The sequence below is a fragment of the Pedobacter insulae genome, assembly GCF_900113525.1.
GTDB lineage: Bacteria > Bacteroidota > Bacteroidia > Sphingobacteriales > Sphingobacteriaceae > Pedobacter > Pedobacter insulae.
The window spans coordinates 227,164-249,055 of the sequence record NZ_FOPP01000001.1 but is presented as its reverse complement, the minus strand read 5'-3'; the positions used below and the strand labels follow the sequence as shown (position 1 = coordinate 249,055).

At 38.7% G+C, this 21,892-nt stretch carries 17 protein-coding genes; 14 read left to right on the top strand and 3 right to left on the bottom strand.

Annotated features, from left to right (window positions below; all coding sequences use genetic code 11):
- Nucleotides 1-24 precede the first annotated feature (24 nt).
- The 5 genes from BM207_RS01130 to BM207_RS01110 are packed head-to-tail and all read left to right on the top strand — an operon-like array spanning nt 25 to nt 9,602.
- A complete protein-coding gene (locus BM207_RS01130; RefSeq protein ID WP_090991716.1) occupies nt 25-2,427 on the top strand; it encodes a TonB-dependent receptor plug domain-containing protein in 2,403 nt (800 codons plus the stop codon).
- A gap of 6 nt (nt 2,428-2,433) precedes the next feature.
- A complete protein-coding gene (locus BM207_RS01125) occupies nt 2,434-3,198 on the top strand; it encodes an enoyl-CoA hydratase/isomerase family protein (protein WP_090991715.1) in 765 nt (254 codons plus the stop codon).
- 19 nt (nt 3,199-3,217) lie between these two features.
- Nucleotides 3,218-4,087, top strand: a complete 870-nt coding sequence (locus BM207_RS01120; RefSeq protein WP_090991714.1) for an SDR family oxidoreductase — start codon at nt 3,218-3,220, stop codon at nt 4,085-4,087.
- A 29-nt stretch (nt 4,088-4,116) separates the two neighbouring features.
- Nucleotides 4,117-6,885, top strand: coding sequence for an MG2 domain-containing protein (locus tag BM207_RS01115; protein WP_143095900.1), 2,769 nt, complete (start codon nt 4,117-4,119; stop codon nt 6,883-6,885).
- A gap of 5 nt (nt 6,886-6,890) precedes the next feature.
- A complete protein-coding gene (locus BM207_RS01110; RefSeq protein WP_143095899.1) occupies nt 6,891-9,602 on the top strand; it encodes a hypothetical protein in 2,712 nt (903 codons plus the stop codon).
- Here BM207_RS01110 and BM207_RS01105 read toward each other — a convergent pair whose 3' ends face one another.
- Together BM207_RS01105 and BM207_RS01100 are read right to left on the bottom strand one after the other, a co-directional pair.
- Complete coding sequence (locus BM207_RS01105) at nt 9,603-10,553, bottom strand: Smr/MutS family protein (protein ID WP_090991711.1); 951 nt, start codon at nt 10,551-10,553, stop codon at nt 9,603-9,605. It lies immediately after the preceding gene.
- A 15-nt stretch (nt 10,554-10,568) separates the two neighbouring features.
- Nucleotides 10,569-11,615 carry a 3-oxoacyl-ACP synthase III family protein gene (locus BM207_RS01100; RefSeq protein WP_090991710.1) on the bottom strand — a complete coding sequence of 349 codons (1,047 nt, stop codon included), beginning with the start codon at nt 11,613-11,615 and terminating at the stop codon, nt 10,569-10,571.
- Nucleotides 11,616-11,674: 59 nt separating this feature from the next.
- Between BM207_RS01100 and BM207_RS01095 the strand changes: the two genes are divergently transcribed.
- Entirely contained in the window at nt 11,675-11,956 is a 282-nt protein-coding gene (locus BM207_RS01095) for an ATP-dependent Clp protease adaptor ClpS (RefSeq protein WP_090991709.1), read from the top strand.
- Nucleotides 11,957-11,969: 13 nt separating this feature from the next.
- On the opposite strand, the gene BM207_RS01090 is transcribed toward BM207_RS01095, so the two are convergent.
- Entirely contained in the window at nt 11,970-12,572 is a 603-nt protein-coding gene (locus BM207_RS01090; RefSeq protein WP_090991708.1) for a thioredoxin family protein, read from the bottom strand.
- 103 nt (nt 12,573-12,675) lie between these two features.
- Between BM207_RS01090 and BM207_RS01085 the strand changes: the two genes are divergently transcribed.
- Genes BM207_RS01085 through BM207_RS01050 form a run of 8 tightly spaced genes read left to right on the top strand, consistent with a single transcriptional unit; the run spans nt 12,676 to nt 21,891 of the window.
- Nucleotides 12,676-15,165, top strand: coding sequence for a TonB-dependent receptor (locus BM207_RS01085; protein ID WP_090991707.1), 2,490 nt, complete (start codon nt 12,676-12,678; stop codon nt 15,163-15,165).
- A gap of 22 nt (nt 15,166-15,187) precedes the next feature.
- Nucleotides 15,188-17,599 (top strand): TonB-dependent receptor, encoded by a 2,412-nt coding sequence (locus BM207_RS01080; protein WP_245767998.1) that lies wholly within the window; start codon nt 15,188-15,190, stop codon nt 17,597-17,599.
- Nucleotides 17,600-17,632: 33 nt separating this feature from the next.
- Nucleotides 17,633-18,277, top strand: a complete 645-nt coding sequence (gene upp, locus BM207_RS01075) for a uracil phosphoribosyltransferase (protein WP_090991706.1) — start codon at nt 17,633-17,635, stop codon at nt 18,275-18,277.
- The gene (locus tag BM207_RS01070) at nt 18,274-18,963 is read left to right on the top strand and encodes a YjjG family noncanonical pyrimidine nucleotidase (protein WP_090991705.1); all 690 of its coding nucleotides are present in this window, start codon (nt 18,274-18,276) and stop codon (nt 18,961-18,963) included. The genes upp and BM207_RS01070 overlap by 4 nt, the downstream gene beginning before the upstream one ends.
- Before the next feature lie 10 nt (nt 18,964-18,973).
- Nucleotides 18,974-19,498: a DinB family protein gene (locus tag BM207_RS01065; RefSeq protein WP_090991704.1), complete on the top strand. Its 525-nt coding sequence runs from the start codon at nt 18,974-18,976 to the stop codon at nt 19,496-19,498.
- A 33-nt stretch (nt 19,499-19,531) separates the two neighbouring features.
- On the top strand, nt 19,532-19,924 hold the full coding sequence (locus BM207_RS01060; RefSeq protein ID WP_090991703.1) for a hypothetical protein: 393 nt from the start codon (nt 19,532-19,534) through the stop codon (nt 19,922-19,924).
- Between the two features lie 3 nt (nt 19,925-19,927).
- Nucleotides 19,928-21,247 (top strand): flippase, encoded by a 1,320-nt coding sequence (locus BM207_RS01055; RefSeq protein ID WP_090991702.1) that lies wholly within the window; start codon nt 19,928-19,930, stop codon nt 21,245-21,247.
- Nucleotides 21,244-21,891, top strand: a complete 648-nt coding sequence (locus tag BM207_RS01050) for an FkbM family methyltransferase (RefSeq protein ID WP_090991701.1) — start codon at nt 21,244-21,246, stop codon at nt 21,889-21,891. Before BM207_RS01055 ends, BM207_RS01050 begins: the two co-directional genes overlap by 4 nt.
- Nucleotide 21,892: the final 1 nt, after the last annotated feature.

The window sequence follows — 21,892 nt, the reverse complement described above, 5'->3', positions numbered from 1 at the left end:
TCAGCCTAACACATAACCATCTCTATGAAACAATTGCTTACCTCTCTTTTTTTAACACTAACAGTTATTGTTTGCTCAAGCTTTAAAGCAGAGGAAACGCCCCTCGAAAAATTACTTAAACAGTTAGCTAAAATTACGGAAACCTATCCTCAAGAAAAGGTTCATTTACACGTCGACAAGCCTTATTACGCATTAGGAGAAGATATTTGGATCAAAGCTTACGTAATAACCGCAGAAAAAAACCTGCCCTCGTCTTTAAGCGCAGTGCTGTATGTAGATCTGATCGATCCGCAAAATGAAATCAAAAAAATGACAAAACTTGAGATAGTGAATGGTTTCGCTGATGGCAATATTAACGTGACCGACTCATTATTACCGGGCAATTACCGCATTCGCGCTTATACTAATTACATGCGTAATTACGATGAAGGTTTCTTCTTTCAAAAAACGCTAACTATTGGCAGTGTGATGGATGTAGCTGCAACTGCCCCTAAAACGCAGGAAAATTTAACTTTCGACGTACAATTCTTCCCTGAAGGTGGCTATATGCTACATGGCATTAGAAGCAAAATAGGTGTAAAAGCAGTAAGCAGTGACGGCATGGGGGCAAATTTAACTGGACAAATTGTGAACCAGAACAAAGAAAAAGTGGCCCTATTTACTACCGAGCATGCTGGCATGGGTGTCTTTGCACTTTTGCCTAAACCTGGAGAGAAATATAGGGCAATTGTTACGCTGCCAAACGGGGAGGAAAAATCGTTCAAACTTCCTGATGCACTGGAAAGTGGATTTACATTTGCCATCAATGCCACAAATGAAAATTTTAATGTACGTGTAGGCGCCAGTAAGGATAAAATTAGTGAGGAAGAGATGTTTGTAGTAGCTCAGGCAAATGGAGTAACCTATGCATCTTTTGCATTTAAACCAAATAATCAAAATACCAGTGCAAATATACCCCTCAAAAACTTTCCTACTGGGATCGTCCATTTCACCCTTTTCAATACCAAAAGTGAAGCGATAGCAGAACGATTAGTTTTTGTCAACCACCATGACCAACTAAACATCAATATTGGCAATGCAGGTGCCACTACACGAAGTAAATCAGAACTTGAATTAAAAGTGACTGAAGCAAATGGAAATCCAATCGACGGAAATTTCTCGGTAGCCATTACAGACCTGGGAAAAGTGCCATTTGAGGAAGATGATCAGGTCACTATCCTTTCCAATTTGCTATTAACCTCTGAGCTTAAAGGCTATATTGAGCGGCCTAACTATTACTTCCACAATAGCACTGAAGAAAAGGAACGGCAGTTAGATAACCTTTTGCTCACACAAGGCTGGAGACGATTTATTTGGCAAGATATTGTTTCGGCAAAAGAACCTGAAATTACCTTCAGGCCCGAGCTTACTTTGGAGATTACTGGTAAAGTAACCAATGAATATGGGAAAATCCTACCTAACGCGAGAGTTAGCCTTTTTTCATTAACACGGGGCCTGATTTTAAAACTCGATACCATCACTGATGCGAAAGGAAATTTTGTGTTTGATAGACTGGATCTTCCAGATACCGCCGACTTAATGCTTCAGGCTAAGATTAAGAAAGATTTCAGAGGAATAAACCTAACACTTAATAAAAGTCCGAAAGTAACTGCTGCGCAATTGTTTGGACGCTCTACTAATATTGCCCCCTACTTAGAAAGTACAAAGGAACGATTTGAAGAATTAAGAGGTAGTGGCATCATGTTAAATACGGTAACTATCAGTAAAAAAAGAAATTTAGGTTCGCCTTTAAATGTCAAGAATTCTGCCAATGCAAGTGGGAGTGTAGATTATCTGATCAAGGCTGACCAATTAGAGAAAGAATTTAATATTTATACGGTGTTTTATAAAGTCCCCAGGGTAATTGTAAGAGGCAAGTTTGTTTTTAAAAGTGGTGGTAACAGATCGCTTACCAATAATCCACCAATGTTACTCATTATTGATGGCGTGCAAATTAATCAGGCTGAAATGCCCGATTTTCTAAGTACCATCAACCCCAGGGATGTGGAGGGAATTGAAGTATTGACCAGCGACTACAATACCAGCGTTTTGGGTCCAGATGCATCCGGAGGGGCCATTTATATTACCACGAAAGGCGGTCTGGGAGCAGCGAGCCGTGCCACAAATAACGCTAAAGTAAAGGATGCTGGCTTTAGCGCTAAAAAGGAGTTTTACATACCCAACTATGATGACCCAAAAACCGACAGGCAGATGGCGGACTTAAGAAGTACCATTTACTGGAATCCAACTGTAAAAACAGACGCAGACGGGCTGGCAAAGTTTAGCTTTTTCAATGCCGGAACCCCTGGAACTTATCAAGTTACCATTGAGGGCATGGACGACTTTGGAAACCTCGGAAGAAAAGTTTATACTTACGAAGTAAAATAGCCAAATATGAACACAATAGGAGTTACGATAAAGGATAGACTTGCCATTATTACTTTAAGCAGAGGAAAGTCAAATGCCTTAAACAGAGAAATGATTATTGAATTAACCGACATGTTGAAAAACATAGAAGATGATTCAAATATTGGCGGTGCCATCATAACCGGCAAAGAAAACTTCTTTTCTGCAGGTCTGGATTTAATCGAGCTCTATGCTTATAATGAAGAAGAAGCTAAAAGCTTCTGGCACTTATTTTTAAACTTTGCCGCGAAAATAACTTCCTTTAAAAAACCATTAGTCTGTGCAATAAATGGTCATAGCCCCGCAGGAGGATGCGTTATTGCTTTGGCGTGTGATGCACGTGTAATGAGTGAAGGCAAGTATATTATCGGATTAAATGAAGTAGCCGTAGGTATTATTGTTCCTAATAGCATTTTTAATCTCTACTCATTTTGGATAGGTGAAGCAAACGCAGCGAGAAGCTTGTTGGAAGGCAAATTATTTAATCCAGACGAAGCACTTGTCATAGGTTTAATTGACGAAGTTGTTAAACAGGAAAGTATTTTAACAGCAGCTGAACGTAAAGCTAGAAAATATATGGCTTTTGAAGGAAATACCTGGCAGCAAAGTAAACTTAACATCCGAAAGGACCTTATAGCAATTACTAATGCAGATCAAAGTGCCACGCTGGAGATCATGCTAAAGCAATGGTGGTCGCCCAGTACAAGAGCCATTTTAAAAACAATAATTGACAGTTTGCAACGGAAAAACTAACAACCAAAAACCCAAGAAAATGTACAATCAACCTATGCTAAGAGATGATGCCCTAAAGGGCAAAACAATAGTTGTTACGGGCGGCGGAACTGGTTTAGGTAAAGCCATGGGAACTTATTTTTTAAAATTAGGTGCTAATTTGGTCATTACCAGCAGAAAGCTGGAAGTGTTGCAAAAAACCGCCGGGCAAATGATGGATGATACTGGAGGCCAGGTGTTAGCAGTGCAATGCGATGTGCGTGACTATGCGCAAGTAGAAAATGTATTGGCTCTGGCAATCGCTAAATTTGGCAAAGTTGATGGACTATTAAATAATGCAGCTGGAAATTTTATTTCTCCTACTGAACGCCTTTCTGCCAATGCATTCTCGAGTATTATCGACATTGTATTAAAAGGAACAGTGAATTGCACCTTGGTATTCGGCAAACATTGGATAGCTGCTAAGCAACCGGCAAGTGTGCTGAATATTGTAACTACCTACGCCTTTACAGGCTCTGCCTATGTCGTTCCTTCCGCCTGTGCAAAAGGTGGAGTTTTAGCATTAACCCGTTCATTAGCGGTAGAGTGGGGCAAGTACGGAATTCGCACCAATGCCATTGCACCAGGACCATTCCCGACTAAAGGAGCATGGGATCGATTATTACCTGGAGATTTAGCAGAAAAATTTGACTTTAAAAATCGTGTACCGCTTAAACGTGTAGGTGATAACCAGGAGTTAGCCAATTTAGCGGCTTTCCTAATTAGCGATTTTGCAGGATATATTAATGGAGAAGTAATTACCATAGATGGAGGTGAATGGTTACAAGGTGCTGGACAGATGAATGGCCTTGAGGCTATTCCAAACGAAATGTGGGACATGTTAGCACAAATGACGAGAGCAGCAAAATGAGGTTTACTTGCATTTCCATAGCTTATTGTGTGCTTATAATTTTAGCAACATTAACAGGAAACGCCCAAACTAATCCACTGGTTCAGAAAATAGAAAGTTATCATAAAAATTTCCCCAAAGAAAATCTCTATTTAATCCTAGATAAACCTTACTACAATACAGGAGATACTTTATGGTTTAAAAGTGTGCTATTAAATGCAAACCATTCTGCCAGTACGCGTACTGACAAAATCTATGTAGAACTGTTTAACGATGCCGGAAAGTTTATGGAAACGAGGGTGATCTCTTTAAATAATGGTCTAGGTTATGGAGATTTTGCTTTAAAGAATACTTTGCCGGAAGGAACCTATACCATTAGAGCTTATAGCAATTGGCAACAAAATTTTGGGACAGATTATTTCTTCCAAAAGAGCTTTTATGTAGGTAATATTAACGCCAGCACCTGGTTATTAGATTCTTACCAGAAACTGAACACCAATACGGCAAGAAAAAATCTCGATCTTAAAATAAGAATTACCAATGTAAAAAATGAAGCCGCCGGCTTGCACGACGTGGAGGTATACTTAATGAATGACCAGAAAAGGATCATGCGAGCAGACTTACAAACCTCGTTAACAGGAGTGATAGAAACACAAATCCCACTCGGTGAAGAGAAAATTTCTGGGAACTATAGCTTTTACATTATTGATAAGAAAGATCAAAAAAAGAGAGCCATGCTCCCCATCCTATTGCAAGACATTGACGAGATAGATTTACAGTTTATGCCCGAAGGTGGCCACCTGGTAAATGGTATTTATGGAAGAGTAGGCTTTAAAGCAATTGGTGCTGACGGAAAAGGCAGGGACATCAAATTAAAAGTAGTTGACACAAAGAACGAGGTAGTTGCCGAAGCTTCTACACTGCATAAGGGAATGGGTAGTTTTTATCTTTTGCCAAAAACGGGGGAAAAATATACTGCTCTTTATGCGATTAATGGGATAGAAAAAAAACAAGACCTCCCAATTTCTAATGAAGAAGGAACCGCAATAAGGATAGACCACCTGTCTAAGCCCGACTCGCTATTGATTTACATTAAGGCGAGCGAAAGCAACAGAAAAGACGAACATTATCATTTAGTGGCCCAAGCAGCGGAAGAAAATATCATGACTCTTTCATTTAGCCTTAAAAGTGGTTTTACCAATTTAAAAATTGCCAAAGCTAAGTTCCCCGAAGGTATTATTCATTTCACCTTATTTTCTCCCGAACAATTACCGTTAAATGAACGTCGGGTTTTCATAAATTACAAACATAAAATTAACCTGAACCTTAAAACTGCTCAAGAAAGCTATAACCCCAGAGACAGCATTTCATTTGATATTTTGGCTACAAAAGAAGACGGCTCTCCTTTAAGTGGTACTTTTGCCGTTTCCATTACCGATGACGAACAGATTAAGCAAGAGGCAAATGAAGAGAATATTGGTAGTTACTTCCTGCTACAAGCGAGCCTTAAAGGAAATATAGAAGATCCCGGATGGTATTTTGCAAACGATGAACCCCTCAATTGGTTGGCGCTAGACCACCTTCTGTTAACCCAAGCATGGGTTGGCTATGATTGGGACGATGTATTAAAGCCAGTTAAAACTCCCGAATTCAAGGCAGAAAAAGATAATCTCATAACGGGTAAAGTAACGGGTCTATTCAACAAACCTGCCGCCAATATTAATCTCACTTTACTTTCAATGGGTAAGAGTTTCTTTGTGACAGATACGATTAGTAATGGTGAGGGGAGATTCGTATTCAGGGATCTACCGCTTATCGACAGCGCAGCATATACCATTAAGCTCAAAAATGCAAAGGGCAAAACAGCTGCAGCAACTATTGCAGTTGATGAGTTTAAAGCGGCAAACGATAAGCTAACTATAAATCCGGTTAAACCTTGGTACGTAAATGCTGACAGCACGATGTTAAATTTCTTCAAAAGTGTAGAAAAGCAACGAAAATTAATCGACTCCACGCGAATAAAGCCAGCAGGAAATCAACTAAAAGAGGTGGTGATACTCGGAAATCAGCGAGAAAAGGAATTTGTAGAAAAAACGGCCTGGGATGCGAAATTCTTTAAAAAGATTACTGAAGATGAACTGAAACAAATGCGCAGAAAGACACTGTTAGATCTATTAAAAGAGAAAATACCGAACTTTACCTCAGGCAGTTTTTATGCTGATGGTTGCTTCGGAGAATCTGCACGCCCCAAAAGGCATGATTTTAGCAACTTTTTATTTGGTTCGAGCCTTATTTCCCACGTAATGATCGACAAAATTAATACCCATGTGCTAAATGGCAAGGAGGATAATTATCAAGAAAATACAAACAATATAAGTATAACGGCGAACGATCCCGACATCTTTGCTACTAATAGCTTCATTTTTAGCGCACTAAGTGCCGAAGACATTGTAGATATTACGATATACAAAGGATGTAATAATTATTTCCTAGACATTACTACCCGGAGTGGTAAAGGCCCCTGGATAGCTCCCGCTAAAGGTGTCTATGTGTATAAACCCTTACCTTTATATGTGCCGAGAGAATTTTACAGCCCAAAATACGGTGTGAACCACAATTCTACGATCCCTGACCTGCGTTCAACCATTTTTTGGGATGCCAATGTGGTAACGGATGAAAATGGCAAAGCAAAGCTTTCCTTTTATGCGGCCGACCTGCCCGGGTCGTACACCATAAAAGTAGAAGGGACAGATTTAATGGGAAGGTTTGGATATCAAAAAAGCAAAGTAATTATTGTTGACAAAGGTGAGCCAAAATAACTCATATGAGCAGAAGAATCTTTATTGGTACTATCTTAATCATTTGCATGTGCTATGGCTTAAAAGCACAACAGAAGTTTCCACTGTCTGATAAGATTGAATTTTACCACGCAGGATTTCCTAAGGAGAAACTATATCTGTCTCTGGATAAATCAAACTACAACGCTGGCGATACACTTTATTTTAAAAGTATATTATTGAATGGCAAACATACTACCGATACTGCGCTATCTGGCAAAATATATGTCGAACTATTTAATGATAGCGCCAGGTTAATTGAAAGAAAGGTATTCGCTCTTAATAATGGTTTAGGATTTGGAGATTTTGCACTGAATAAAATATTGAATACCGGCAGTTATACCATAAGGGCCTATAGTAATTGGCAACAGAACTTTGGCGCCGACTACTTTTTTCAAAAAAGCTTCTTCGTGGGCAATGTTAAGGAAAACGCTTGGCTATTGGAAACTGATCAAAAGCTGAATGCTAATGGAAATGGAAGAATACTAGATCTAAATATCAAAATAACAAATATTAACAAACAGCCCGTTGCGCTTCGTGATATAGAGATTTATTTAATGGGTGACCAAAAAAGATTGATACGGGCCGACCGCCAGACTAGCATTGATGGCACAATTGCAGCCACTATACCGTTGTCCGAAAAGGAGCTTAATGGTGCTTATTACTTCTTTATCATTGATAAAACTGACAAAAGCAAAAAACTTACTGTGCCAATATTACTTCATGATTTGAATGGTATCGACCTGCAATATATGCCAGAAGGTGGCGTGATGGTAAATGGAATTTACGGGAAAGTCGCATTTAAAGCGCTTGATACTGATGGTCTGGGACGAGAGATCGAAGGCAGCATTGTAAATAACACAAATGAAGTTGTATCAATTTTCAAATCCATTTATAAGGGGATGGGCAGCTTCTACCTATTGCCTAAAAAAGGAGAAAGATATACTGCCGTTTATAAACAAAATGGAAAAGAAATGCAGCTAGATCTTCCATTGGCAAAAGATAACGGAACCACAATGAGAATAGATCATTTATCCAAACCAGATTCATTACTTATTTATATAAAAGCGAGTGAAAGTAAAAGAAGTGACCAACACTATGAGTTAATTGCACAGGCGGGCGACGAAAATTTAATGGCTCTCTCATTCAGCCTTAAAAATGGGTTCACCAATTTAAAGCTCGCTAAAAATATTTTCCCCGATGGCATAATACATTTTACCCTTTTCTCCCCCGATCAATTGCCGCTGAACGAACGACAAGTATTTATTAATAATAGGCAAAAAATTGAACTTGCATTAAAAACTAATAAATACAGCTATAAACCCAGAGATAGTATTTCACTTGAAATTACATCGACAAAAGAAAATGGATTGCCCCTGAGTGGTGCTTTTTCTATATCGGTTATAGATAACAGCCAAGTTAAAGAAGAGGCATATGAAGAAAATATTGCCAGCTATTTTTTATTGCAAAGTAACCTTAAAGGGAATATAGAAGATCCTAGCTGGTACTTTGCCAACAACGACCCTTTAACCCTAGCTGCATTAGACCATTTGTTATTAACTCAAGGTTGGACAGGCTATAACTGGAATGAGATATTAGAATCGAACCAATTGGTAAAATTCAATGTAGAAAAAGCAAGCACCATCCAAGGCAAAGTTACTGGCTTAATCAAAAAACCTCTATCTAACATTAATTTAACACTTCTTTCTTTAGGTAAAAATTCATTGATGATGACTACAACAAGCGATTTAAAAGGAGAGTTTAGTTTTTTTGATCTCCCCCTTATAGACACAGCGAATTATGTAATCAAAGCAAGCAGAATAAATGGTAAAACTCCCTCATCGAATATCTATGTCGATGAATTCATACCAAGCCTACTGGTTCCAGTAACGAAGTTTATATATCCTTTATATGTTAACGCTAATGACACTACAATTAATTTTTATAGAAATGGCGCCAAAAGGTTAAAACAGGAAGAAAATCGCCTCGCTTCGTTAACCGGAAATTTATTAAAAGAGGTTGAAATTAAAGGATTTAGAAAAGACCTACTCGTGGAAGAGAATTGGGACGCCCGTCCTTTTATATCTATCGGCGAGGAAGAACTCAAAAAAATGCCACGAAAAAAATTACTAGATGTGATGAAAGAAAAATTACCCGGCTTTGCGAGGAGTAGATGGTGGCAGACCTGCGAAACCCCTACGATTGAACATGCTATGGAAGATTTTGTAGTAGGTACCCAACATGTGTCGTGGATAAGAATAGATAAAGCTAAAAATGTAGGTTCTGTACCCAGAGAATTTTTTGAATATTTGTTTGCCGAAGATGTAAAACATATTGAAATTTATAAGGGCTGCGTAAGTTATTACTTAGACATTACTACCAGAACCGGCGATGGAGTAAACGGAGTTTATAAGCCTAATGGTTTATCGGTATATAGACCGCTAGTTATAAACATGAGCAAAGAATTTTACAGCCCAAAATACGGTGTGAACCACAATTCTACGATCCCTGACCTGCGTTCAACCATTTTTTGGGATGCCAATGTGGTAACGGATGAAAATGGCAAAGCAAAGCTTTCCTTTTATGCGGCCGACCTGCCCGGGTCGTACACCATAAAAGTAGAAGGGACAGATTTAATGGGAAGGTTTGGATATCAAAAAAGCAAAGTGATTATTGTTGACAAAGGCGAGCCAAAATAACTAAACTTTGAACAATACTTCTGTTGCTCCAAAACCGAATTTCTCTTTTTGCGCATCCATAAAGGTTCGTACTTGCGGGTGCTTGCTGATCACCTTGTGAATATGGTGCCTTAAAGTTCCATTGCCTACCCCGTGGATAAATACAATCTTCGACATTTGGTGAACAATTGCCGCATCCAGCATTTGCTGAAAATAAGCTAACTGGATATTTACCATTTCTGATTGATCCAAAAACTGATGATCATCCCGCAGTTTCTCTATATGTAAATCTACTTCTACTGGCGGAATAGGAACTTTCATTTCCGCACTTGAACCTCTAAAAAGAGACTCTTTTAACTTTTGAGCATCTATTAAGGGTAAAGGCTCATCTAACCGGATAAGCCAACCATATTTATTAAGTTCGGGAATCAAACTTTTCGAAACACTAAAATCTTTTGCCCGAAATTTTCTAATAAGTAATAACGGCGCTTTTGGCTTTAAATTAGCAGTCGTATAAAACAGAATTTGAAAATTAAATTCAGGCCAGATCTCTAAATCAGCGAGGTTTTCACTGTAAACTTGTGTGCTTGTTTTTGCTTGAACCACGCTTCCAAATTCTCCTTTGTATTTCCCCTTTAAGTCTGTTTTTAAACTTAACAGCAATTGATAGGAACTTCGATTAATAAGGGTAAAATGTACAACTGAACTAGCCTTTTGCGATTCAACAACAGCAATATAAACTCCTTCTTCCACAAATTGTTCATCAACAGGGTTTAAGGAATTGGAAACCACATCAGGTCTTGACACATTAGCTTCATGGCCGTGGACGCTCGTTAAATTACTAACCGCCACGGGAATTTCAAAGCCGTCGGTATCGGTAACACCTAAAGTTTGCGAATCGATAATTCGTGTCACATAACCTTCTCTTTTTTCATCAACAAAACGGACAAAATCACCTAATTTAAATTGCATAGCCAAAGATAAGATTTACCATCGTATTAAAGCGCTTGCCCAGGTAAAACCAGAGCCAAATGCTGCTAAACAAATTAAATCTCCATCTTTTACTTTGCCGGCTTCCCAAGCTTCGCAAAGTGCAAGTGGAACAGATGCAGCGGTAGTATTGCCGTATTTTTGAATATTATTGAATACTTTGTCGTCCGGCAATTTCAACAGCTGCTGCACGTATTGACTAATCCTTAAATTTGCCTGGTGCGGAACCAAAAGATCAATATCTTTCGCAGTTAAATTATTATTTGCTAAAGCTTCATTAATTACTTCTGGAAATTTAACAACCGCTTTTTTGAAAACTGCTGGCCCATCCATATAAGGTAAAGCCGCCCCGCTTTCTAATTGTTCGGTGGTGAGAAATAGTCCTCCCAACTCCTGATCTGGATACCCAGGCTTATCCTTCAGCCATTTGTTGGCATGAGAGCCAGGATAAAACATAGCCAGAATTTCCGCATCCGCACCATCGCTATGCAAATGGGTGCTTAAAATGCCTTGCCCCTCTCTTTCAGCACGCTGTAATACCACCGCCCCCGCGCCATCGCCAAAGATCACCGAAACATTTCTACTCCTTGTTTCGAAATCCATTGCAAAAGAGTGTTTTTCACTTCCAACAACCAGTATATTCTTATACATTCCTGTTTTAATAAATTGATCGGCAACAGAAAGCGCATAAATAAATCCTGAGCATTGATTGCGAATATCCAAAGCCCCTACTTCCTTCATCTTCATTTCTCGCTGCAATAAGACACCACATCCTGGGAAGTAATAATCTGGGCTAAGTGTAGCAAAAATGATAAAGTCAATATCCTGAGGTGTTATTCCCGCCCGTTCAATTGCAATAGTTGCAGCTGCTACTCCCATAGTGGTGGTAGTTTCTTCGAGTCGGTCTGCAAATCTACGTTCCTTAATTCCGGTACGTTCCTGGATCCACGAATCGTTCGTATCCATAAACCTGGACAAATCATCGTTGGTATAAATATTTTTAGGCACATAACTACCAATACCTGCAATTTTGGAACTGTACATAATAACCTGGTTGATTAACAAATATACTTAATTTGCTACAATTTGTTTATTTTTGTACCATGTCTACAGAAACAAAGGAAGAAACATTTACACTGGAAGAAATTTTAACTTCTTTAAAAACAGTTCATCGCCTTATTTTGTGGAATGATGATGTAAATACCTTTGAGCACGTAATATGGTGCATGATGAAATATTTGGATTATTCTGAAGCCCAAGGTGAAAAAATTGCCTGGGAAGTACACAATAAAGGCAAATGTGCTGTTTTGGAAGGGTCTTTCACCGAGATGGAAGTTTATAGAAAAATATTACAACAAGAGGGACTTACCGTTTCTGTTGATTAATCTTCACGAGCATCTAGATAAGTTGTCTCAAAAGTTCTGCTAATTCCCTTTGAGTTTCCTGTGTTTTATCCTTTGCATACCAACCATGCAGCAGTTCTTCAATTTGCACGAAATCTGTATAAGTTGCTTTCCACCCGGCCAATAACACTTGTAACACAGCAGGCCGAGGTCCCCATTTCGGCAAGATCAACTCTTTATCTTCATTTAACACCAAAAGCACTGGGATTGCCCTTCCCCCATTAGTTAAATGCGCATCAATTAACGGGATATTCTGGTCTCTTAAAACTAATCTTAACGAAAATTTCTCCGGCGCTTTCGAAACAATTTCATTAATTACAGGAACAATTTGCGCACCATCTCCACACCAACCTTCTGTGATCACTAAAAAATGATAAGGCTGTTCAATCCTCTCAATTTCAGCTAGTACCTCGTCACTTAAAACCGTTGTTTTTTCTATCCGCTTCATGCGTTGCACATTCAACTTTGTGTAGTGCAACATATCTTCCGAGTTATCTAAACCAGTAGTTTTACCTGCTGCTAAAAGTTCGCCTACTAATTCGCGGAATTGGACATAAGTTAGGCCTTCGTTATCAAAAATATTACCGTAGTTAAGCATAAAATGGCTGTAATAAAATAGTTACGGCTCTTTTTTTAAACCTTCAAGGCCGACCTTTGTCTTCTTTAATAACAAAAGAGAAAAGACAACGAAAAAAGATTAGATGAGACGTATTACTAGCAAAGTTCTATTATTAATTACTATTATTTGTATTACCACTGTAAAACTTTATGCACAGGGCTCTGGTATAGGGAAGATTACCGGAAAAATTGTTGACGCAGAAACCAACGAGGGAATTCCATACGCTTCGGCAATTCTATTAGATAAAAAAACAAAAGCCATTGTAAAAGTAGCACAGTCTGATGTAGACGGTGTTTTTTTATTAGGCGCTTTACAAAAAGGCAGTTATACTTTTAAGGCAAGCTATGTTGGTTTTCAGACAATGGTGAGAGACTCGGTTGCTATAACCGATGCAGTTATGGAAGTAAATTTCGGCTCCATTAAAATGAAAACTGCAAAAGGAAATATTTTAAGCGAAGTAACTATTACTGCTCCAAAAGCAACGATGCAGATGGGGATCGACAAGAAAATATTTTCTGTAGATCAGAGCTTGGTGAGTGAAGGGGGTTCAGCTTCAGACTTATTGCAAAACGTACCGTCGGTACAAACGGACATTGATGGAAACGTAAGTTTGCGAGGCTCATCGGGTGTAAAAGTATTAATTGATGGAAAGCCATCGCTGATTGCAGGAGGGAATATCGCTCAAATCCTTCAATCTATACCTGCTAGCTCAATTGAAAGTGTTGAATTGATTACCAATCCATCAGCAAAATATGACGCTGAAGGTCAATCCGGCATCATCAACATTGTATTGAAAAGGAATAAAAAATTGGGCTTTAATGGCTCTGTAGCATTGACAGCAGGAAACCGAGAGAATTATAACGCAAATACAAGCTTGAGTTTCCAGAATAAAAAAGTAAACCTCTATGGCAATTATAGCTACAGGTATGGCAATAGAATTGGCGGGGGTTATAACAATATACAATATCTAAATCCTGCAATAAATTCCTTGGCTTTTGCTTCTCAGGAAAACGACTCAAAGGATTTAAACAAAGGTCATAACCTTAAAGCAGGTATAGATTACTATGTAGCGGAGAAAAGTGTTATCAGCCTTTCTACCGGCTTAAATTTTAGAAATGGTGATGAAAATGAGTTTCTTAACATCAATCAGCTATACTCCAACCGAAATCCTTTTTCTTTAAGCTACAGGAATAACAACGAACAACAAACGGGGAATAGCTTTGACTTAAACATGGATTTTACACAGAAGTTTAAAAGGCCAAAAGAAGAGTTTACAGCGAGTTTCGGTTTTTCTGAAGGAAATAATGATAATTACCAGATTTACAATACAAATGTTTACAATGTTCAAGGTAACAACACAAATGACATTGATATACAGCGTACGGATCGAGATGGGTTTAATAGAAATTACAATATCCAGTTAGATTATACGCGTCCATTAGGCGAGTTCGGTAAATTAGAAGCGGGCTACCGAAGCCAAGTTCGAATTTCAGAAAGCTCTACCTTTGCAGATCAACTAAGTCCGGCCGGCTCATTTGATTTCAACTATATGCTAAGTAATGAATTCAATAACAAGGATCAAGTTCATGCCGCCTACATCAATTATCAAAACCAGGTTAAAAATTTTGGCTACCAGATCGGCTTCAGAGGAGAAGACTCTAGATTAGATACCAGAATGGGGGCTTACAAAATCAATTCAAACTTAGCCTATACGCCTGGTAAGGTTGCTTACACCAGAATTTACCCTAGTGTATATCTAACTCAAAAACTTAGTGAAGAGCAACAACTTCAACTAAGCTATAGCCGTAGGGTGAACAGGCCAAGAGGTTGGGATACTAATCCGTTTATGGATGTATCAGACCCGTTAAATCATCGTCAGGGCAACCCGAATCTTCAACCTGAAGATGTGCATGCATTTGAGTTAAGCTACAGCCGCTTTTGGAAAAAGTTTTCCGTGATATCTTCGGCCTACATGCGTCGAACTGATGACGTAATCCAAAGAATTAGAACAGAACCGGATGCAAATGGGATAACGATTACAACACCCCAAAATTTAACGCGTAATGTATCGAGCGGGTTGGAGCTGATTGGTAGGTTTGATTTGGTTAAAAAATGGAACTTTACGGCAAATGTTAACTTGTATCAAAGTAAAATTATAGGTGTGCCCGCTTTTGGTATTGTAGAAAATGCTGGATTTAGCTGGAACGCCAACTTAACAAATAACTTTACACTCCCATTAGGCATTACGTTACAAGTTAAGGGAGATTACCGCGCAGCGGAGGTAATGGCTCAAGGAAAAAGAAATGCGATGTATGGCATGGATGCAGGTGCGAAATATGATCTTCCGAATAAAAAATCAAGCATCAGCTTAAATATAAGAGACGTTTTTGGCACTAGAAGGTGGCATATGACTACAACAGGAAATACTTCTACAGTAGATTTTAGTCGACAGATGCAAGGTACCATGGCTAATTTAACCTATTCTTATCGCTTCGGTAAAACTACATTCGGGTTTAAGAAAACTAAGAAACAAGACGACCAAGGTGGCCGTCCAGATGAAGAATCATTTTAAAATTTTTAGCCGTTACTGAGTATTGAAAAAGCTGGTTCCGATTTTTTTAGCCCTTACCTTCTTAAGCTTAATTACCTTAAATGTTGCTGCTTTTGCAGGTAAAGGGATTATTCACGGTAAAGTTGTTGAAGAAGTTGGCGGACTAGTCGTTCCATTTGCCGGAGTTGCACTTTATGAATCGGGCGCTGAGCAAGCTTTATTTACTACGCAAACTGATGAAAATGGTGATTTTAAATTTATCAACCTAAAGCCTGGCTCCTATAAAGTAAAGATCAGTTCTGTTGGATTTTCAATCCTTTTCATTAGTGAAATTCTCCTTACTGAAAAAGATTTCGAGAAAAATCTGGGCACCATTAAGCTCAGCAGTGAAGCCAGCACCCTTACGGAAGTTGTAATCACCGCACAGAAACCCGTAGTAGAGTTTGGAGCAGATATCATTACCTACAATGTTGGATCGTCTATCCTGGCCGAAGGGAGTACCGCTACAGATGTGCTGAAGAATGTACCGATGGTTCAAGTTGATATTGATGGAAACGCGACTATTTCAGGTAAAAGAAGTACACGTGTGTTTATCGATGGGAAGCCGTCTGAGTATATGACTTCCAATATAGCCGACTTGTTAAATGTGTTGCCTTCCGATGCAATTGAAAAAATTGAAGTGATGACCAATCCCCCGTCGAAATACTCGGGTGATGGGGAAGGGATCCTGAATATTGTATTGAAAAAAGGATTTCGAGTTGGTTTCAATGGCAATGTGGGCGTTACTGCAGGTTTGCAGGGAAATACAAACACCAATGTCAATGCCTCTTATAAGGGCAAAGATTATAGCGTTAACGGTGGTGGTGCCTATGGACAAAACGTTGGTAAAAGTGATGGAGAGGTTTATCGGAAAAACATCTTTGCTGATACCACCTTCTACAACAACCAGTTTAACAATAACCGCAATGAAAATGAGCGCAATTTTGTGAGGTTAGGTTTAAATTGGGACATTACCCCTAAGCAAAACCTCCGTTTATCGACTAACTATAATAAAAGTGACAATGAAAACCGCTCCGGAAACGATTTCCATTACATCAACGAAGCGTTAGAAGAGGTCAGGCTTCGCAACCAGCAAAATTTAGGGGCAGGAAATAGCAACAATTTTGTGATCAATGCAGACTATAACCTACAAACGGATACCAGCGGAGGAAAGTTAAGTATGGGGCTAACTTTCAATACGAATTCCAACAATAACTACAGGACTTTTAACCGCAGGTATGCATTCCCTACTAATTTAAATCCAACATTGCAGCAAAACAGCAATGAAACAGAAAACAATGGCTTAACATTTAACCTGGACTACGACAAACCACTTTTTAAGAAAAGAGATCGATTTGAATTTGGATTAGCCTATAATTACCGAAAAAACGACAACGATTTATTAGTAGAGAATTTCAATTTTACTTCTCAGCAGTACATAACCGACGATAAATTAACCAATAGATTCTTCTATAACGAGAACATTCTCGGCGCCTATACAGCCTACAACTATCGTAAAAATGGATGGGGTGCGAAAACAGGTATAAGAGCTGAGCTAACCGATGTAAAGTTCGACCTTTCTACAGGCGAGCGTTATCATGTAAGTCCTTATTTAAGTCTATTTCCAAACATTTCTTTAAATCGTTTTTTCAGAAAGCGATATAATTTCGGCGCTACCTATAGCGTAAGGATAAACAGGCCGCGGGAAAATGCGCTTAACCCCCAGGTGAATAACGCAGATAGTTTAAATATTTCGTACGGAAACCCCGATTTGACGCCCGCTTATACCCATCAAATGGATTTGAGTTTCGGCGCCTTCGGAAATAAATGGTCTTTCACGCCACGCATTTCCTATTCGAGGAGTATGGGCGTAATTGAACGCTACCGCACTGTGAACCAAAGTGGAGTTTCGGAAAGCACTTTTAAAAATGTTGGAGCTAATACAGCTTTCTCCCTGATGCTAAATGGCAATTACCGGCCCACCCAAAAAATTACAACCAATGCTAGCTTTAGTGTATTCCAAACCAAATATACATCGCAATTAAATACTTCGCTAAATAGAGATGGGTTTAGTTTAAGAGCTGTACTGGGACTTTCGATGCAACTACCTTATAAAACCGCCTTTGAATCGAATGTAAATTACGCAAACAGACTTAATGCGCAGGGAAGAAGTCGTGGTTCTGTTAACAGCAGCTTCGGAGCCAGAAAGAACTTTTTTAAAAACACCTTATCGGTTAGGGTAAGTACCAATGATCCATTTGGCAGAAGAAACAATATTATTTTTAACCAGGGCAACAATTTTATCTCTGAAAGCTATTCGACAAATAACTCCAGCAATGTCTCTTTAAGCTTAAGTTATCGTTTCTCGAAAATAAAGTCCACCAAACCTACTGCTCCAGCTCCACCTAAAATATAAGAACTTAGTAAGTCTTATTTCTTATCTTTAGAAATGATTTTCGACCTAAGTAAGACAAATGCAATTGCTAATACTTTCATTGCCGAACTACGAGATGAAAATATTCAAAAAGATCCTATGCGCTTTCGGAAGAACTTGGAACGACTTGGGGCTTTTTTTGCTTACGAAATTAGCAAAACACTATCCTATACAGAAATTAATACACAAACTCCATTAGGCATTGCCAAAAGCAAAGTACTGGCAGCGCAACCCGTTTTGGCAACCATTTTAAGAGCAGGGCTGCCGATGCAAAACGGTTTACTGAGCGTTTTTGACCGGGCAGAATGCGCCTTTATCACAGCTTACCGAAGAACCCAGAAAAATGGTGATTTTACCATCCAAATGGAACATATTTCGGCCCCGGATTTAACAGGCAAAACAGTTATTTTAGCCGATCCAATGCTGGCGACTGGGTTGAGCATGGTGCTCTGTGCCAAAGAATTAATTAACTCATATAACATTAAAAAGCTTCATATCGTATCCGCTATTGCAAGTGCCGAGGGCATAAGACACGTAAAAGCTAACCTACCCAAAGCCGATTTATGGCTAGGTGCGATCGATGAAGAAATGACCAGCAAATCTTATATCGTTCCAGGTTTAGGAGACGCTGGTGATTTAGCTTACGGAAATAAACAATGACCAAACACATTTTTTTCGACCTCGACCATACAATCTGGGATTTTGACCGCAATGCAAAAGAAACACTGCTGGAGCTTTACGAGATCCATCAATTAAAATCATTAGGCCTTCATTCGGCAACAGATTTTATCGACCGCTATACGGAAAACAATCATCAGCTCTGGGCCAAATATCATTTAGGAGAAATTAATAAAGATACCCTTAGAGCTGAAAGATTCAAGAAAACATTTATAGAACTGGGTATAAAACCCGAGCTAGTTCCAAATCAATTTGAAGATGATTATGTAAGGGTTGGGCCTACCAAAACCAATTTATTTGATGGTGCAGAATCTGTATTGGCTTACTTACAGCAAAAATATACCTTGCACATTATTTCCAATGGCTTTAAAGAAACAACATTAACTAAGATGAGGGTTTCGAACCTTAACGGCTATTTTACTAATGTCATTATATCAGAAGATGTAGGGGTAAATAAACCAGATCCAACTATTTTTCAATATGCATTGGCAAAAGCGGAGGCCAAAAAAGAAGAAAGCATCATGATTGGCGACAGTTTAGAAGCCGACATTAGAGGTGCACAAGCTTTTGGGATCACCGCGATCTTTTTCAACCCTTCAAATATTCCCCAGCCCAGCGATGTTAAATGGCAAATCAACCATTTAAACGAATTACTTAACCACTTTTAATTTTTATTCCATGGGAACTGCTAAAATACACAAGTCTATTTTAAAAATTGTTGATGCATATAAAGTTCATTTAGCTACTCAAAGTGAAGAAGAGTTTCAGCTCTTACCCCCAATTGGGGGCTGGTCTTACAGCGAAGTATACGCGCACATTTTCGATTCAAGCCTGCTATCTTTAATGGCAATTCAAAACTGCATAAGTGGGACCGGCAAAACGGAAGCAACAACTTTGGGCGCTAAGGCAGTGCTATTTTTCGGCATGCTGCCTCCCGGAAAAAGATATAAAGTTCCCCCAAAGCTCATGGAACGAGTAAAGAAAATAAACAGGATGACAGCCCAACAATTTATAACAGATTTTGAACTGCAACTAACCAAAATATCTCCGCATCTTAGTAAGGCCAATCCCGCCCTAAAAATTAAACACCCTCGCTTAGGCTATTTGAATGCTAAACAATGGCTGAGATTTATCGAAATACATTTAAATCATCATCTTAAACAATTAAGGCGGATACAAAATAGTTTTGAGTTAGCGGGGTAATTTTATCATCTTTGAATAAATAGCTAATTATATATGAAACGGATATTATATGTATGTTGTGTTTTGAGTTTCGTAGCTTGTAACAACAAAAAGCCGGAAACAACCCAAAATTACCCTAAAACTCCCACTGGATTACAAGGTATTCAGCAGTCTGCAGTAACAACCACTTCGCAAGCTGGCAACACCGGTACACTTAATCCCGTTCATGGTGCACCCGGACATAGATGCGATATCGCCGTAGGCGCACCTTTAAATTCAAAAGCATCTAACATTACACCTGCACCTCAAACAGCTACGCAAGCTGATCCTAAAACTGCTCCTGTCCCTGCAAGTTCGATGGTTAATGAAAAAGGTCAGCGGTTAAACCCTGAACATGGCAAACCCGGACATAAATGTGAAATTCCTGTTGGCGCACCGTTAACTTAATCAATGAAGCTACCAGCTATAAAAGGATTTGATGAAGAAGCATTCTATAAGTATTTAAAGAATACTGGATGGTTAATGTTCGGCAAAATATTAAGCTTGATTGTTGGATTAGCCATCGCCAGATATTTAGGCCCCGCTTCCTTTGGTGATTTAAGTTTTGCCGTGGCTCTTGTAGGCATAACCGGAGCTATTGGAGCCTTAGGGTTAGACACCTTTATTATTCGTGAAATTATAAATGAGCCCAGCAAGAAAGATGAAATTTTAGGCACGTCTTTGTGGATGCGCCTAGCAACCAATGCCTTACTCATACCGGTTACCCTTATAATTTACTTAACTTACCATCATCTTTCTGCCCAGCCAGGCACTACCTTAACCTTGTATGTTGCACTGCTCGCCTGCACTTCGCTATTCCAGTCTTTTAATATTATAGATGCCTATTTCCAGTCGCAGGTAAAATCGAAATATGTTGTTCATGTACAAAATATTTGTTTGGTAATATCCTCCATTATCAAGATTGGTATCCTAATTCTTAAACTGCCCTTACTTTATATTGTATTGGCATTATTTTTTGATGCCTTAATCTTAGCAATAGGCCTTATGATCATTTACCAGCGTAAAGGTGGAAATATAACTAAGTGGACTTTCAGCAAACAACGGGCAATCTCCTTATTAAAAAAATCTTTCCCGCTTATATTATCTGCGGTAATGGTATCGATTTATATGAAAATTGATGCCATTATGCTTAAAACCGTGGGCAGTGTGGCAGTCGGCATTTACAGTGCCGCAGCTAAAATTAGCGAAGCCTGGTATTTCATTCCTGTAGCAATTGTTACTTCAGTTTTCCCGGCGCTTATCAATGCTCGAAAAACAGACATGCAACGCTATCAAAAGCGTTTGATGAATTTATACGATCTGCTAGTCTATATTAGCTTACCAGTAGCCCTTTTCATTAGCGTTTTTGCAAATCAACTTATCCATCTTATTTATGCAGATAAATATGAGGGCGCAGGTATTATGCTATCGATCCATATATGGTCGGGCTTATTTGTATTTCTTGGCAGTGCAAGCTCACAGTATTTACTGGCTGAAGGATACACCAAAATAGCGTTTTATAGAACATTGACAGGAGCAGTAATAAATATCCTTTTAAATGTTTGGCTTATTCCTAAATATGCAGGTACGGGTGCATCGGTAGCCACCTTAATTGCTTGCTTCGTTTCTTGCTTTTATATTCTTTTAATTCCAAAGACCCGCAAACAAGGAATAATGATGTTAAAATCCTTATTTTTGGTTTCATTATTTCAAAAAATAGTTAAACGTTGAGTAAATTCAGAGCATTTGCAACCTTAATAGCAAAGCCAAAAAGGCTTTTATCTCTCTTATCACACGGTCATAAGGGATATCTCAATTCCATTGGCTGGTTTAAGGCTTTCGATAACCAACAAGCGGTAGATGGTGAAGGATTACCTATTCCATGGGTTACCTATTCGTTTATCGACTTTATTAAACCCAGATTAACGAAGGATCTGACGATCTTTGAATATGGTTCTGGAAATTCTACGTTATTTTATGCTAAAAACGTACGTAAAGTAGTATCTGTTGAACATGATGAAGCCTGGTACCAGAAAATTGTTAAAGAAAAGGCCGAAAATGCGGAAATGATTTTTTGTAAATTAGATACCGACGGTGAATACAGTAAGAAAGCATCATCGTTACCTGAGAAATTCGACATCATTATAGTCGACGGCCGCGACCGGGTAAATTGTTGTAAGTATGGAGTTGATGCCTTAACAGAGCAGGGCGTTATCGTATTGGATGATTCAGAAAGGGAAAGCTATAACCAAGCGAGAATATTTTTAACTCAACAAGGATTCAAAGAACTCTCTTTTTCTGGAATATCTCCTGGTTTATTCTATGAAAAAGCAACCTCGGTTTTTTATAAGCCGGCTAACTGCTTAGCTATATAGT